Raw genomic sequence first — 15,407 nt, 5'->3', positions numbered from 1 at the left:
ATCCGGGGGCACCGACAATCCACGGGCGCCCACGCCGCCCGCAGTAGGCTGGGACGATGCGGGAGGAGTTCGTCGAGGCGGTCCTGGCCGTCGTCGACCTCGTTCCTCCCGGCTCCGTCGTGTCCTACGGGGATGTCGCTGAGCTCCTCGGGGCAGGCGGCCCGCGGCAGGTCGGTGCGGTGATGTCCCACCGCGGCGCCGCCGTGTGCTGGTGGCGCGTCCTCAGGGCGAGCGGCGAGGCGCCCGAGCACCATGAGGCCGCCGCCCTCGAACGCTACCGCGCGGAGGGGACGCCTCTCCGGGGCGATCCCGCGAGGGGAACGTGGAAGGTGGACATCCAGCGGGCGCGCTGGGCGCCGACGGATGCCGAGCTCGACGCGGTCGAGGCGATTGCCGACCGCCTCTGCGAGCGCCTCCACCGGCAGTGGTCCGCCCGCGGGCTGGCGGGACGAGGAATGTCGGACCCGGACAGTGGAATGGACCCATGACCGCCACCGCTTCGCACAGCGCCCCGGCCCTTCGCCTCCTGCCCCCGGCGGACACGGCCACAGGGCCCACGTGGTCGCCGTCCCCGGACCAGGCGCAGGTCCTGGCGCTCACACGCGGGTCGGGCCCGGTGCTCGTCTGGGGTGCTCCCGGCACGGGGAAGAGCCGGCTGCTCGTGGAGGCGGCCGCGCTCCGTGTGGAACGGGACGGGCTGGACCCTGCGCGGGTCCTCCTCCTGGCGCCGTCCCGGGCGGCATCCGCGCGCCTGCGTGACGCCTTCACGGCGCGGCTCAAGCGGAGCCTCAGCGCTCCGCCGGCCCGCACCTGGTCCTCCTACGCGTTCGACCTCATCCGCCGTTCCCGCGCCGAGGGCCGACTCGACTGGCTGCCCCGGGCGCCGCGGCTCCTGTCGGGTGCCGAGCAGGACCTCATCATCAAGGAGCTGCTCGAGGGCCACCGCCTGTCGGGGAGCGGGCCGGCGTGGCCGGACGGCTTCGGGCCGGCGCTGTCCACTCGCGGGTTCCGACAGGAGGTGCGCGAGCTCTTCGACCGCGTCACTGAGTACGGAACGACGGCGGACGAGCTCGCCGACCTGGGCCGCCGCGCGGGGCGCCCCGAATGGGAGGCTGCCGCAGACTTGTACACGGAGTACCGGGACGTCCTCGAACTGCGCATGCCGGAGGCGTTCGACCCGGCCGGCATCATCACGGCAGCACGGATGATCCTCCTCGAGGACCCCGGGCTGCTGGCGGACGAGCGCGGCCGCCTCGAGCTCATCTGCGTCGACGACGTCCAGGAGTCGACCCCCTCGGTCCTCGAACTCCTTGCAGTGCTGGGGGAGGGCCGAGATGTCCTCGCAACCGCGGCGCCGGACGTCGTCGTCCAGGGATTCCGCGGCGCCCGCCCGGAACTCGTGCCCCGTCTCCGCGGGCTCTTGGGCTCCCTGACGGAACTCTCGCTCACCACCTCGCACCGGCTGCCCGAGGGCGTCGCCGAGGCCTGGAAGAGCGTGGCGCAGCGGATCTCCACCGTCCCCGGCGGGCAGGCGGCACGACGGCTCACCGGGGACGGCCGGGAAGCGGGCACGGAGCAGGAGCGGCTGTCCACGGCGGAGGCCCACGTCCTCCACTCCTCGCTCCACGAGCTGCGCTACCTCGCCCACCGGATCCAGGACGCGAGGCTCCTGGGTGGGGTCGGGTACGGCGAGATGGCAGTCATCGTCAGGTCAGGAGCGAAGCTCGAGCAGATCCAGCGGTTCCTCGCGGGGCAGGGCGTCCCCGTCAAGGTGCCCGTCGCCGAGACGGCGGTCCGGGACGAGGCGGCCGTCCGCCCCCTCCTGACCGCGTTCCGCATCGCCCTGGCACCCCACGAGCTCACACCCGAGACCGCCGTCGAACTCCTCACCTCCCGCCTCGGAGGCGCCTCGGCCCTGGACCTGCGAAGGCTGCGGCAGGCCCTGCGCCAGCTCGAGCTCTCCGAGGGCGGGGGCCGTTCGAGCGATGCCCTCCTCGTCGAGGCGCTCGAAGCGCCCGCCGCACTCGACGGGCTCGGGCTCGAGGCGGGCGCAGCCCGTCGGATCGCCCGGGTGATTGCGCGGGGGCGCAGCGCCGCCGCGGAGCCCGGAGCGACCGCTGAGACAGTCCTGTGGGCCCTGTGGGAGGCGGCCGGCCTCGCCCGCCGCTGGTACGAGCTCGCCCTTGCCGGGGGTCCTCTCGGTCTGCGCGCCGACCGAGACCTCGATGCACTCATGGCACTCTTCCACACGGCAGAGCGGTACGTGGACCGCCTTCCCGGTGCATCCCCGGGACAGTTCCTCGACTACCTCACCGAGCAGGAGCTGCCGATGGACACACTTGCTCCCCGCGCGCAGGCGGAGGACGCCGTCGAGCTCCTGACCCCCGCCAGCGCAGCGGGCCGCGAGTGGCGGCTCGTGTTCGTCGCCGGGCTGCAGGACGGAGTCTGGCCGAACACCAGGCTCCGCGGTGAGCTGCTGGGCAGCACGCTGTTCACGGACTGCCTCGAGCTCGGCGTGGTCTCGGCTCTGCTCGTGGGGCCACGCGCGAGGGTGACCGACATCCGGTACGACGAGCTGCGCAGCTTCTCGGCCGCCGTCTCCCGCGCCTCCGAACGGCTCGTCTGCACGGGCGCGTCGAACGAGGACGAGATTCCCAGCCCGTTCCTCGACTACGTTGCACCGCCGCCCGAGGGCGTGGACCCAGTGCGGCCCTACACGGACGTGCCCCGGACCCTGGGCCTGCGGCCCCTCGTCGCCGAGCTCAGGCAGGCCGTCGAGGCAGCGGATGGGGATGCGGAGGACGCGGCGGCCCTCCTGTCCCAGCTCGCGGCTGCAGGGGCTCCTGGAGCCCATCCCGGCGAGTGGTACGGGCTCGCGCCGTTGAGCAGCACGGGGCCTGTCGTTCCCGAGGACGGCGCCGTCTACGTCTCCCCGTCCCGCATCGAGACCGCGACGAAGAACCCCCTCGACTGGTTCGTATCGGCCGCCGGTGGCGAGGCCGCGACAGACTTCGCGCGCAGCCTCGGGACCCTCGTGCACGGAATCGCGCAGGATGTACCGGACGGAAGCGCCGCCGACTACCTCGCCGAGCTCCGGCGGCGCTGGCCCAGTCTCGGACTGCCGGACACGTGGGAAGGGCACGTCGACTTCGAACGCGCCGCCGGCATGGTCGAGAAGCTCGCGGAGTACGTGCGCGCCAACGGCCGCGAGCTGCTGGGCGTCGAGGTGGACTTCGAGGCCTCCTTGGCGGGCCACGGCACCGCTGAGGTTGCCGCCCGCACCGTCCTGCGGGGACAGGTGGACCGGCTCGAGCTCGACAGCGCGGGGCGGCTCGTCGTCGTCGACCTCAAGACCGGGCGGCGAAAGCCCACCGCGGACGAGATCGACGAGCACGCCCAGCTCGCCGCCTACCAGGTCGCCGTGGCGGCGGGCGCCTTCGAAGGGCAGGACGGCGCGCCAGGCGGCGCCGAGCTGGTGCAGCTCGGCGAGAAGACGAAGAAGCTCAGCATCCAGCAGCAGGCCGCCCTGGAGGACGCCGCGTGGGCGATCAGGCTCGTCGAGTCGGCCGCCGAGACGATGTCGGCCGCCGAATTCGAGGCGCGCCACGAGCCGGGGGCCGGGTTCTCCGGCGGGTGCCGGCTGCCCGACATCTGCCCGCTGTGCGTGCGGGGAAGGCAGGTGACCGAATGAGTGCCGACCTTGCCGCGGGGCTTGAGGACGCAGGCCGAGAGGCACCGGGTGTCCTGCCAGATCCACGCTTCACACCCGAGGAGCTCGCGGACCTCCTCGGCCAGCACCGGCCCACGGCGCAGCAGTCGGAGATCATCTCGTCCCCCCTCGAGCCCCGCCTCGTCATCGCGGGTGCAGGCTCGGGGAAGACGGCGACAATGGCGGACCGGGTCGTCTGGCTCGTCGCCAACGGATGGGTCCGACCCGAGGAGGTCCTCGGGGTGACGTTCACGCGGAAGGCAGCAGGCGAGCTTGCCGCGCGCATCAGGGCACAGCTGGTCCGGCTCTCACGTCTGGCGCGCCGCGGCATCGTGGGCCTCGCCGCGGCAGCGGCGGACCCGCAGGCGCTCGAGCCGACGGTCTCCACCTACCACTCGTTCGCCAACACGGTCGTGCAGGACCATGGCCTGCGCCTCGGTGTCGAGCGCGACGCCGTCCTGCTGGGGGCCGCGCAGTCTTTCCAGCTTGCCGCCCATGTGGTCGAGTCGTACGACGGCGCCGTCTGGGACGGCTTCCCCGCAAAGACCACCCTGATCTCCGCAGTCCTCCAGCTCTCGGGCGAGTGCGCCGAACACCTGCGGGACCCCGCGGAGGTCCGGGAATGGCTCGAGGCGACTGCAGACCAGTTCGAGGGCCTCGCGCTCTCGAGCGGTCGCGGCGGCCCGGCCTCGGCGGCTGCGAAGCTGCTCTCCACCTTCCGGACGCGGGCCCTGGTGGCCGGTCTGGTCGCACGGTACGCGGAGGCGAAGACGGCACGCGGCGCCCTCGACTTCGGCGACCTCGTAGCGCTCGCAGCCCGCATCGCCTCCACGGTGCCCCAGGCGGGACAGCTCTTGAGGCACCAGTACCGCACCGTCCTCCTCGATGAGTTCCAGGACACCTCCCATGCCCAGGCCGTGCTGTTCTCGCAGCTGTTCGGTGCCGGCCACGCGGTGACGGCCGTCGGAGACCCGAACCAGTCGATCTACGGCTTCCGCGGCGCCTCCGCTGGCCAGCTCGAGGGGTTCCCGCACCTCTTCCCGCGGTCGACGGCTGAGGGCGGCTGGGCGCCGGCGTGGACCAGCCACCTCACGACGGCGTGGCGCAACAGCGTCCGGGTCCTCGCGACGGCGAACGCCGTCTCCGGTCCCCTCGGCGCGCCGCCCGCCTACTCACCCCGCAGCGCCCTCGTTGACGTGCGCCGGCTCGAACCGCGTCCCGGCGCGGGTGAAGGCCGCGTCCTGCTGGGGAGATTCGCCGACGAGCGCGAGGAAGCGGAGGCCGTGGCTGACCAGCTGGCCGCGTTCCGCCGCGACTGGCTCAGCGGGCGGCCGGGGGAGCGGGCCGGTGCGAGCGCAGAGGGCCCCACCATGGCCGTGCTGTGCCGCAAGCGCTCGCAGTTCGCGGCGATCCGGCGGGAATTCGAGCGCCGGGGCCTGCCGTTCGAGGTCGTAGGCCTTGGGGGGCTGCTCGACACCCCCGAAGTCGTAGACATCGTCTCCACGCTGCGTGTCATCGCCGACCCGGGCCGGTCCGACGCGCTCATGCGGCTCATGGCCGGAGCTCGCTGGCGGATCGGTCCGGCAGACCTCATGGCGCTGGCTGACTGGTCGCGGCACCTCGCCTCGACGCGGCGGGCGGCGGCACGGCCACGCGACGAGGACCTGGACGCGCCCGGGACGGCCGAGGAGACCCTCGTGGAGGGCGACCTCGCCGAGGCGGCCAGCCTTGTCGAGGCAGTCGACCGCCTTCCGCGGCCCGGGTGGACCTCGGGCGCGGGGCGTTCCCTCAGCGACGAGGGGCTGTCACGGTTGGGCCGGCTGCGGGACGAGCTCCGCTCCCTGCGCACCCTCGCCGGCGACGACCTGGGAACCGTCATCTCGCACGTCGAACGCACGCTCCTGCTCGACATCGAGCTCGCAGCGCGCCCGGGCGTCTCCGTCCACGCCGCGAGGAGGAACCTCGATGCCTTTGCCGAGGCTGCGGCGTCCTTTCTCGCCCAAGCCCAGAGGGCGGACCTGCTCGCGTTCCTCGCATGGCTCGAGGCAGCGGCCCAGGAGGAGTCCGGCCTCGACATGGCACCCTCCGAGCCGACACCCGGGGCGATCCAGCTCCTCACGGTCCACGCATCCAAGGGACTCGAATGGGATGCCGTGGTTGTCGCGGGGCTCAATCAAGGCATGTTCCCCTCGGGCGGGAACGACCGCTGGACCTCGGGGCAGGCGGCGCTGCCCTGGCCCCTGCGGGGAGACCGCGATGACCTTCCGCAGATGGATCTCGACCACCCCGACAAGAAGGGCTGGGTGGAGGCGGAGAAGCTGCTCGCCGAGGATGCCACCGAGCATGCAGAGCGCGAGGACAGGCGCCTCGCGTACGTCGCGTTCACCCGGGCGCGGTCCCTCCTGATGGCCACCGCCTTCGGGTGGACCAGCACGCGCTCGAAGCCGATGGCGGCGTCCCCGTTCCTCGAGGAGCTACGCGGGATCGCCGAGCCCGAGGGCTTCGAAGTCCTCACATGGGCCGAGGATGACGAGCTCCCCGAGGAGAACCCGCTGCGTGCCGATGCCGAACGGTCCCCGTGGCCGTACGACCCGCTGGAAGGGCCGGTCGATGCGGCGACCGGCGCCCGGCGGAGCCTCGCCCCGGGACGTCGCGCCGCTGTCGAAGCCGCTGCGGCCACTGTCCTGGCGAAGCTGCACGACGCGAGTCCCGGGCCGGGACCGGACGGGCAGGCATCGGCCGGGCGTGCCGGACTCTGGGCGAGGGAGGCCCGGCTCCTTCTCGCCGAACGGGCCCGGAGCCGCGACATCTCCTCGGTCCGCCTCCCTCAGCACGTCTCGGCCTCGACGCTGATGGCGCTGGGAGAGGACCCGGCGTCCGTCGTGCGCCAGCTGCGCCGCCCCATTCCCCGGCGCCCCGGCATGGCCGCCCGGCGGGGTACCGCCTTCCATGCCTGGGTCGAGGAGTTCTTCGGCACGAGCGCCATGCTGGATCTCGACGGGCTCGACAGCTCAGACGAGCATGTGGACGAGGCCTACGAGCTCTCGGCCCTCGTGGCCGAGTTCAAGCGCTCGGAGTGGGCGCACCGGCGTCCCGCGCACGTCGAGGTGCCCATCGAGACGAGGGTGGGCCCCGTCGTCGTGCGTGGGCGCATCGATGCGGTCTTCCGCGACGCCGACGGCGGCTGGGACCTCGTGGACTGGAAGACGGGGCGCGCACCGAAGGGCGCGGACGCGAAGGCCCGGTCGGTCCAGCTGGCGGTGTACCGGCTCGCGTGGTCGCGCCTCACCGGGGCGCCGGTCGAGAGGATCCGGGCAGCGTTCTGCTACCTCGCGGACGGCGCCGTGGTAAGGCCTGACCGGCTTGCGGGCGAGGCAGAGCTCGAGGCCATCGTGGCGGCCGCGTTCGACTGACCGGGCAGAGCCTCGGCCGCATCACGCCCCCCGATCAGCCGAGGTGCGCATCGGGCCGGCGCCCGGGAGCCCCGTCAGCGGCCAGTGTTCTCCGAGGCGGGGACGATGGGGACCGCGTCCGTCAGGGCCTCAGGTTCGCGGGACCCGGCGACGACGCCGGCTCCGGCGTCGCCGGAACCACCCGAACCGCCCGAACCGCCCCCGTGGCCCTGGTCGTCGGCGTCGTCCTCCGCACGCCGCGCCGCCGGGCTGGGGTCCGCCTCGCTGTCGTCCGCCTCGATGTCCTCGGCGAGCTGCCCGAGCATCTGCTCTGCATCGCGGGCCGCGTCGGCGTCGTGCAGGGCGAGCGCCTTGACGAGGTACTGCGCGAGGGCGAACTCGGCCGCCAGCGCCGCGCGGCGGGCCAGCTGGGGGTCGACGGGCTCCTTCCGTGCCGCGTGGTAGGCGGCTAGCACCGCATCGATGAATCCCTGCTCATTGGATCCCACGAGCCAGGCGATGTCGTCGGCGGGGTCTCCGATGCGGAGGTCGGTCCAGCCCGTCACGGCCGTCACCTTGTCGTCCTCGATGAGGAGGTTGTCCTCGTGCAGGTCCCCGTGCACGACAGTCGGGTGGAAACGCCAGAGGGTGACATCCTCCATCGCCTGCTCCCAGCGCTTCAGCAGGATGGGCGGGATCTTGCCGGTCGTCGCCGCCTGATCGAGTTCGTTGAGGCGACGCTGCCGGAATCCGTTGGCGGAGTAGGCCGGGAGGTCGGCGTCGTCGACGATCTCCTGCGGGAGCCCGTGGATCGCGGCGAGAGTGGCGCCGATCTCCTGCGCGAGCGTGCTGCTCCCCGCTGCCAGATCGTCGAGCTCGCGGACCGTGCCGGTGAGGTTCGTGTAGACGCAGGTGGTGAGGTCGCCGAGGCGCACCGTCCCGGCGACGGCCGGCATCTGGAACGGAAGCTCGGCACGAACGGACGGTTCGAAGGCCCTGAGCACCGTCAGTTCGGTCTCGAGCCGCGCGCTCGCCTCGGTTCCGCGCGGGCAGCGGATCCGCCACTTGCGGCCGTCTGCAGTCTCGAGCACGGCGGCATCGAAGTCCGTCGCGTCGTCGGGGGAGGCGGCGACAGCGGTCGGCCGCAGGCCCGGGACAGCGGCGGTGGCGATGGCGGCCAGCTCGAACGGTGTGCGCTTCACGCTGTCCACGCTAGCCCGACGTCCCGGGCGGATCACGGATCCACGCCGAGTGGAGTCTGACGAGGACATCGAGGAGAGGTGCGGGCGACTGTCCACAGCGGTGGCGAGGATGTGCGGCTGTCGGACCGGGTCAGTACCGTAGAGTCCATGAGTTCCGCCCCTCTCGAGTCGTCCGTGTCCCCCGTGCCCTCCCGCGCCGCGCTCGCGGCGTTCGACGGCGGGGGCCCGGCCGCGGGGCACCTCTCCGAACGGCTCCTGAGGGTGCAGGACGCCGTGCTGGACCGCCGTTCCGCCGAACGGGCCGACGCCTCCTTCCTGTCCTCGGTCCTGCGCCTCCCCGGCACGGTTGCCGTCCTCTTCTCCCAGCGCCGTGCCGCACACAGCGGCGACCGCCTCACGTTCCTCCCCGCGCGCGACCTCCCGGCGGAGTGGCTCAGCGGCCTCGTGGTCTACCTGGGCCGGCTCCCCTCGGAACGCACGACGCCGTGGGCGGCTCCGGGTGCCGACGTGGTCCTCGTCGTCCTGCCCGAACCGGTCGAGCCCGTCGCAGCAGTCATGTCGGAACCGGCCGGCGAGGGCGCGGCCCTTCTGCCGGAAGACACCCACTGGGCCGGATTCCGGGAGTCGGGCCCCGGTCTCGACCTGATTGAGGCTGCGATCCTGCTGGAGGCGACGGCTATTGCCAACTGGCACGAGACGCACCCGCGCTGTCCCCGCTGCGGTGCCCCGACCGCCGTCGTGCACAGCGGATGGGTGCGCCAGTGCCGCGAAGACGGCTCCGAGCACTTCCCGCGGACCGACCCTGCGATCATCGTGACCGTCGTGGGCCCCGACGGCCGTCTGCTCCTCGGGACGGGCGCCCGCATGCGCGCGAACATGTTCTCGACCCTTGCGGGCTTCGTCGAGCCGGGGGAGTCCCTCGAGCAGGCGGTGGCCCGCGAGGTCGGCGAGGAGGTCGGGGTGCGGGTCTCGGACTGCCAGTACCTCGGGTCCCAGCCGTGGCCGTTCCCGGCGTCGCTCATGCTCGGCTTCACAGCGCGCACCGAGGACACAGCCGCCCAGGCCGACGGGGAGGAAGTCCTGAGGGCGCGCTGGTTCACGCGTGAGGAACTGCAGTCCGCCAACCTGTCCGGGGAGATCACTCTCCCGAGCCGGCTATCGATCTCGCGTGCCCTCATCGAGCATTGGTTCGGAGGGCCCATCGCGGAGCCCGCGCGGGAGGGCAAGTGAGTGAAGCGCCTCCCGGCCTCGCGCCGGACAGCCTGGAGGCGCGCCTGCTCGCCGGCCTCGACGAGGAGCAGCGCGCGGTGGCGACGACCCTCCACGGCCCGGTCTGCGTCCTGGCCGGTGCGGGCACGGGCAAGACGCGCGCCATCACGCACCGGATTGCCTACGGTGTCCACTCGGGCGTCTACTCGCCGCAGCGGCTCCTCGCCGTGACCTTCACCGCGCGAGCCGCCGCGGAGATGCGCTCCCGCCTGCGCGACCTCGGGGCGGGGGGCGTGCAGGCCCGCACGTTCCACGCGGCGGCGCTGCGCCAGCTCCAGTACTTCTGGCCCCAAGCCGTCGGCGGAGCCCTCCCGGGCCTGCTCGAGCAGAAGGCGCAGGCCATCGCCGAATCCGCGCGCCGCCTCCGGCTCACGGTGGACCGGGCAGCAATCCGGGATCTCGCCTCCGAGATCGAATGGGCCAAGGTGTCCATGCTGACCCCGTCCACCTACCTCGAGGGCGCCGCAGGCCGCGGAGAGCCCGGCGGCCTCCAGCCCCCCACGGTCGCCAGGCTGTTCGAGGCGTACGAGGACGTCAAGGTCGACCGCAACCTCATCGACTTCGAGGACGTCCTGCTGATCACGGTCGGCATCCTCCAGGAGGACCCGAAGGTGGCAGCGACGGTCCGGGATCAGTACCGGCACTTCGTGGTCGACGAGTACCAGGACGTCTCGCCCCTCCAGCAGCGGCTCCTCGAGCTGTGGCTCGGCGGGCGGGAAGAACTGTGCGTCGTGGGCGACGCGAGCCAGACGATCTACTCGTTCACCGGCGCCACGAGCGCCCACCTGCTCGAGTTCGGCAAGCGGCACCCCGACGCCGCGATCATCCGCCTGGTCCGCGACTACCGCTCGAGCCCGCAGGTCGTGCAGCTCGCGAACCAGCTGCTGGCCTCCCGCCGCCCGGCCGGACCGGCGGCCGACGCGCGGTGGGCGCAGCCGCTCACGCTCGTGGCGCAGCGCCCGAAGGGGCCGGAACCCGAGTTCGCCGAGTGCACGGACGACGAAGCTGAGGCGGCCGCCGTCGCCCGCCGCATCTCCGCGCTGGTCGCGGCGGGGACGGAGCCGAAGGACATCGCAGTGCTCTTCCGCACCAACGGCCAGTCCGAGGCGTTCGAGCAGGCGCTCTCGTCCGCCGGGATCGGCTACCAGCTGCGCGGCGGTGAGCGCTTCTTCAACCGGCGCGAGGTCCGCGACAGCCTCCTCCAGCTGCGCGGTGCGGCGCGCGCGGCCGCGGACGACGGCGTGCCGGTGGGCCAGCGGGTGCGTGACGTGCTGTCCTCGCTGGGCTACTCGGAGCAGGCCCCCACGGGCGGCGGGGCGACCCGGGAGAGGTGGGAGTCGCTCGCGGCGCTCGTGCACCTCGCCGACGAGCTCTCCCAGGCGCGCGGGGAGGGGTTCGGGCTGTCAGAGTTCGTCGCCGAGCTCCAGGAGCGCTCCACCGCCCAGCACGCGCCGGCCGTCCAGGGCGTCACGCTTGCGTCGCTGCACTCGGCCAAGGGCCTCGAATGGGACGCCGTGTTCCTCGTGGGCCTGAGCGAGGGGCTCATGCCCATCTCGTTCGCGGATTCGCCCGTGACCGTGGACGAGGAACGGCGCCTGCTCTATGTGGGGATCACCCGGGCGAGGGAATTCCTGCACCTCTCCTGGTCCCTGTCCCGAACCCCGGGCGGACGGGCCCACCGCCGCCCGTCACGGTTCCTCGACGGGCTCCGTCCCGGGGGAGCGGTGGCATCGCACTCCGGCGGGGCGCCGCGGAAGGGCCGCCGCGAGCTCAAGGGACCCACCACGTGCCGCGTCTGCGGTGCCATCCTGTCCACCGGCGCCGAACGCAAGGTGGGGCGCTGCTCGAACTGCCCGCCCAGTTACGAGGAAGCCACTTTCGAGGCACTGCGAAGCTGGCGGCTCGAGCAGGCGCGGGATGCCGACGTCCCGGCGTTCGTCATCTTCACCGACGCCACGCTCACGGCGATAGCCGAGGCCAAGCCGTCGAGCCTTGCCGAACTGTCCCAGGTGGCCGGGGTGGGCAAGGCCAAGCTCGAGCGCTACGGCGACGCCGTCCTGGAGCTGCTCCGTGACGCGTGAGGCACCGCGCGTCGAGGTACGGCGTTCGGCACGCCGCCGGAAGACGGTGTCGGCGTTCTGGGAGGGGGACAAGGCTGTGGTCGCCATACCCGCTGGGTTCTCGCGCGCGCAGGAGGCCGACTGGGTTGAGCGCATGGTGGCGCGGCTCCAGCAGGACACCGCCCGGCGCCGCGGGCCTGCGACGGACGAGGCCCTGATGGACCGCGCCCTCGCGCTCGCGGAGGCCTACCTCGGCGGACAGGCGCGGCCGGCGTCCATCCGGTGGGTCACGAACCAGCGCCGCCGGTGGGGCTCCTGCACACCGAGCGAGCGGACCATCCGGCTCTCGCATGAGCTCCAGGGAATGCCGTCGTGGGTTGTGGACTACGTGATCCTCCACGAGCTCGCGCATCTTCTCGTCTCCGGCCACGGACCCGCCTTCTGGCGCCGCCTCGAGGGCTATCCGCGCCTGGCGGAGGCCAAGGCCTTCCTCGCTGGTGCTGCCTTCGGTGCATCTCGCGTCCCGGGAGCCCCACAGCCGGACGGCGACGACCCGACGGATGCTGGCTGGGGTCTTACCGCGGACGAGGAACACCCTTAAAATCTGGCCATGAGCGAGCTCCCAGCCAGCTACCAGAGGTACCTCCAGGGCCGCGACGAGGCCTTCATCGAGACCGTCCGGCCCATCCTTCTCCAGTCCGCCGCGGAGGAGACTTTCGGGGTCCGCGTCGTGGTTGTCCCGCACGTCCTGCAGGCGCACCTCGACGAACGGATCCCGTACGGGGAAATCGTCGAGGACCTCGACTGAATCGACGATCCTGGCCGACGACGTCAACCGGACCGAAGGCCTCGAGCCGGCGGCCGGCCGCCCCTCAGGCGCGCGGGGTCTCCGGGCCGTCGTCGTCCCCCTCGGCGTGCCCGTCCGGCGCGCCCCCAGCCGGATCTTCGTCCGCAGTGCCGTCCGCGGCCTCGCCCCGAGGCTCAGCGGTACCGCCCTCGGGTCCGCCGGCGGGTGTGTCGAAGCCGCCGGCGAGGAGCTTCGCAAGTGCCTCGTCGACGTCGGAATCCTTGGCTTCGGCGAGCGAGCGGCGGGCTGAGAAGCCCTTCGGGTCGTCGAGGTCCTCCGCCGTGGGCAGCAGGTCCGGGTGCTTCCAGATGTCGTCCCTGCCGGCCACGCCCCGCTCCTGCGTCAGCGAGTTCCACAGGGTGGCGGCGTCGCGCAGGCGGCGGGGACGCAGCTCGAGGCCCACGAGGGAGGCAAACGCGTGCTCGGCGGGGCCGCCGGTGGCCCGGCGGCGGCGGACCGCCTCGCGGAGGGCCGCGGCCGAGGGCAGCACGCCTTCGGTGGCGGCTGCGGTGAGCTCGTCAACCCAGCCCTCGACGAGGGCGAGCGCGGTCTCGAGCTTGACGAGCGCGGCCTCCTGCGCAGGCGTGCGCTGCGGCATGAACACCCCGCCCTGCAGCGCCTGCTGGACGGACTCCGGGTTGCTCGGGTCGATGTCCCGGGCCAGTTCCTCGATCCGCGAGACGTCGATGTGGATGCCGCGCGCATAGTCCTCGATGGCGCCGAGCAGGTGGCTGCGCAGCCATGGAACGTGCATGAAGAGGCGGGCATGGGCGGCTTCGCGCACGGCGAGGTAGAGGCGGACGTCTCCCTCGGGCAGCCCGAGACCCTCGCCGAACTTCGCCACATTCGCGGGCAGGAGGGCCATCTCGAGGTCGACCAGGGGCACGCCGATGTCGGACGAGCTCACGACCTCGCCCGAGAGGGCGCCGATCGCCGCGCCGAGCTGCATCCCGAAGATTGCGCCGCCCATGTTCGTCAACATCGAGGAGGCGCCCCCGAGCATGCCCTTCATCTCTTCGGGCATCTGCTCTGTCAGGGCCTTGGACAGGGCGCCGGCGATGCTGTTGGCCACCGGTTCGGTCAGTCGGCGCCACGTGCCCATGGTCGCCTCGATCCACTCGGCCTTGGACCAGCCCCGCCCGATGATGCCCGTCCCGGGGAAATCGGTCACCGGGTCGAGCCACATCTCCGCCAGACGCAGCGCCTCGTCGACATCGCGGTTCTGGGCGGCGCCGACGGACGGGTCCGACGCGGCGGCCGCCGTGCGGCGCGCGTGGTCGTGGGCAAGGTTCCAGTTGACCGGGCCGTCCCCCGTGGGGGCGGCCATCATGGCCTGCACCTGCTCGAACATCTGGCGCAGGACTGCGGGATCATCCGGCAGCCCCGCAGCCTTGGCGATCTCGGTGGGGTCGAAGCCGCCAGCGCCCGCGCCGCCCATGAGCTTGCCGAAGAGCTCGGACAGCGGGTCCTGGGGCTCGTCGTCGTGGCCCGAAGGCTTGTCAGGAGAGGTCATCATTCCGCCGATCGATGCGCTGGTCAGGACACCCTCACGGTACCGCGGTGCCGCTGGCGTGTCTCCGGGGCCGGCCACTCTTTCGCTGTCGGCTCAGCGCCGTGGCCCGGTGTGTCGTTCTCCCCGCCCGCAGCGCGCCGTCGGGCCGGGGCCATGGCTGACAGCGCGCTGCCAGCGATGGCCCGTAGGCTGTCCTGTGCAGCGGTGAGGACCGCGGAGAGGAAGGCGGCGCAGGCGTGAGCGATCCCCAGCCGGCACGGGACGTGCGGGAGGACGGCGTCCGCGCGTCCGCTGACGAGGCGGCCCCCGTCAGCCGCAGGCCGTCCCGGACCAACGGCGGCGGGCGCCGCACACGGGGTGACACCCAGATCGGGCGCGGTTTCGCTGCCCTCATGGCCGGCGTCGCCACACTTGTGCTCGGCGCAACCGTCATGAGCGTGCCGGTGCCGTTCGTCGTGGGCGTCCCCGGACCCACCTACAACGCGCTCGGGGCTGCCGACGGCAAGGACGTCATCTCTGTCGCCGGCCACGACACCTACCCCGCGTCCGGCGCCCTCGACCTCACCACGGTCTACATGCGCGGCGGTCCTGCGAGCGATGTGGGGCTCGTGGAGCTGGCACGCTCGTGGTTCGACTCTTCCCGGGAGATCCTGCCCGAGGACGTCGTGTACCCCAAGGGCGTCACGCGGCAGCAGATCAGCGATGAGAACGCAGCCCAGATGGACGATTCGCAGCACACTGCCGTGGCGGCCGCGCTCCGCGAGCTCGGCATCCCCTTCGAGCAGCAGCTGAACGTGGGAAGTGTCCCGGACGGCTCCCCCTCGAGCGGGAAGCTCCGCGCCGGCGACCGCCTCCTGAAGGTCGCCGGGCGCGCCGCGGACACGCTGCCTGCGGTCCAGGAGGCCGTCGCGGCCGGACAGGGCGCGCCCGTCGAGGTGGTCGTGCTCCGCGACGGCGCCCAGGTCACCCAGACCATCACCCCGACGAACAACTCGGGGCGGTGGCTGCTGGGCATCGGCATCCGCTACAGCTTCACCTTCCCCTTCACCGTCGACGTCCAGCTCAGCAACGTCGGCGGCCCCAGCGCGGGGATGATGTTCGCGCTCGCCATCTACGACAAGCTCACCCCGGGTGACCTGACCGGGGGGAAGCACATCGCCGGCACCGGCACCATCGGGCCCGACGGACGGGTCGGTTCCATCGGCGGCATCGCGCAGAAGCTCCACGGTGCCCGCGACGCCGGCGCGACCCTCTTCCTCGCCCCTGCCGGGAACTGCGACGAGGTCGTGGGCCACGTTCCCGACGGGCTCGCAGTCGTCAAGGTCTCGACCCTGAACGACGCGCGCACCGCCGTCGAGGGATACGCCCGTGGGGAGGATCCCGCCGGGATGCCGCAGTGCACTGCGCAGTGACGC

10 protein-coding genes are annotated in these 15,407 nt (G+C 72.7%); 8 read left to right on the top strand and 2 right to left on the bottom strand.

Annotated features, from left to right (window positions below):
* The first annotated feature begins 56 nt into the window (after positions 1-56).
* The 3 genes from ACQ5BE_RS04435 to ACQ5BE_RS04425 are packed head-to-tail and all read left to right on the top strand — an operon-like array spanning position 57 to position 7,122.
* On the top strand, positions 57-488 hold the full coding sequence (locus ACQ5BE_RS04435) for an MGMT family protein (protein WP_430295660.1): 432 nt from the start codon (positions 57-59) through the stop codon (positions 486-488).
* Positions 485-3,691, top strand: coding sequence for an ATP-dependent helicase (locus ACQ5BE_RS04430; RefSeq protein WP_430295659.1), 3,207 nt, complete (start codon positions 485-487; stop codon positions 3,689-3,691). The genes ACQ5BE_RS04435 and ACQ5BE_RS04430 overlap by 4 nt, the downstream gene beginning before the upstream one ends.
* The gene (locus ACQ5BE_RS04425) at positions 3,688-7,122 is read left to right on the top strand and encodes an ATP-dependent helicase (protein WP_430295657.1); all 3,435 of its coding nucleotides are present in this window, start codon (positions 3,688-3,690) and stop codon (positions 7,120-7,122) included. Before ACQ5BE_RS04430 ends, ACQ5BE_RS04425 begins: the two co-directional genes overlap by 4 nt.
* A 74-nt stretch (positions 7,123-7,196) precedes the next feature.
* Here the strand turns inward: ACQ5BE_RS04425 and ACQ5BE_RS04420 are convergent, their stop codons facing one another.
* A complete protein-coding gene (locus tag ACQ5BE_RS04420; protein WP_430295656.1) occupies positions 7,197-8,303 on the bottom strand; it encodes a phosphotransferase in 1,107 nt (368 codons plus the stop codon).
* Positions 8,304-8,450: 147 nt separating this feature from the next.
* Between ACQ5BE_RS04420 and nudC the strand changes: the two genes are divergently transcribed.
* Genes nudC through ACQ5BE_RS04400 form a run of 4 tightly spaced genes read left to right on the top strand, consistent with a single transcriptional unit; the run spans position 8,451 to position 12,440 of the window.
* Positions 8,451-9,533, top strand: coding sequence for an NAD(+) diphosphatase (gene nudC / locus ACQ5BE_RS04415; RefSeq protein WP_430295655.1), 1,083 nt, complete (start codon positions 8,451-8,453; stop codon positions 9,531-9,533).
* Entirely contained in the window at positions 9,530-11,653 is a 2,124-nt protein-coding gene (locus ACQ5BE_RS04410; RefSeq protein WP_430295653.1) for an ATP-dependent DNA helicase UvrD2, read from the top strand. Before nudC ends, ACQ5BE_RS04410 begins: the two co-directional genes overlap by 4 nt.
* Positions 11,643-12,233 carry a M48 metallopeptidase family protein gene (locus tag ACQ5BE_RS04405; RefSeq protein ID WP_430295652.1) on the top strand — a complete coding sequence of 197 codons (591 nt, stop codon included), beginning with the start codon at positions 11,643-11,645 and terminating at the stop codon, positions 12,231-12,233. Before ACQ5BE_RS04410 ends, ACQ5BE_RS04405 begins: the two co-directional genes overlap by 11 nt.
* A 9-nt stretch (positions 12,234-12,242) precedes the next feature.
* Complete coding sequence (locus tag ACQ5BE_RS04400; RefSeq protein WP_208709427.1) at positions 12,243-12,440, top strand: hypothetical protein; 198 nt, start codon at positions 12,243-12,245, stop codon at positions 12,438-12,440.
* A gap of 64 nt (positions 12,441-12,504) precedes the next feature.
* Here the strand turns inward: ACQ5BE_RS04400 and ACQ5BE_RS04395 are convergent, their stop codons facing one another.
* Positions 12,505-13,995 (bottom strand): zinc-dependent metalloprotease, encoded by a 1,491-nt coding sequence (locus tag ACQ5BE_RS04395; protein WP_430295650.1) that lies wholly within the window; start codon positions 13,993-13,995, stop codon positions 12,505-12,507.
* 233 nt (positions 13,996-14,228) lie between these two features.
* Here ACQ5BE_RS04395 and ACQ5BE_RS04390 point away from each other — a divergent pair, with 233 nt between their 5' ends.
* The gene (locus ACQ5BE_RS04390; protein ID WP_430295649.1) at positions 14,229-15,404 is read left to right on the top strand and encodes a YlbL family protein; all 1,176 of its coding nucleotides are present in this window, start codon (positions 14,229-14,231) and stop codon (positions 15,402-15,404) included.
* Positions 15,405-15,407: the final 3 nt, after the last annotated feature.

This window comes from Sinomonas sp. B1-1, from assembly GCF_050474465.1.
Classification (GTDB): domain Bacteria; phylum Actinomycetota; class Actinomycetes; order Actinomycetales; family Micrococcaceae; genus Sinomonas; species Sinomonas flava.
Note: the sequence above shows the minus strand (reverse complement) of the source record. Positions and strands in the feature narration are given on the sequence as shown.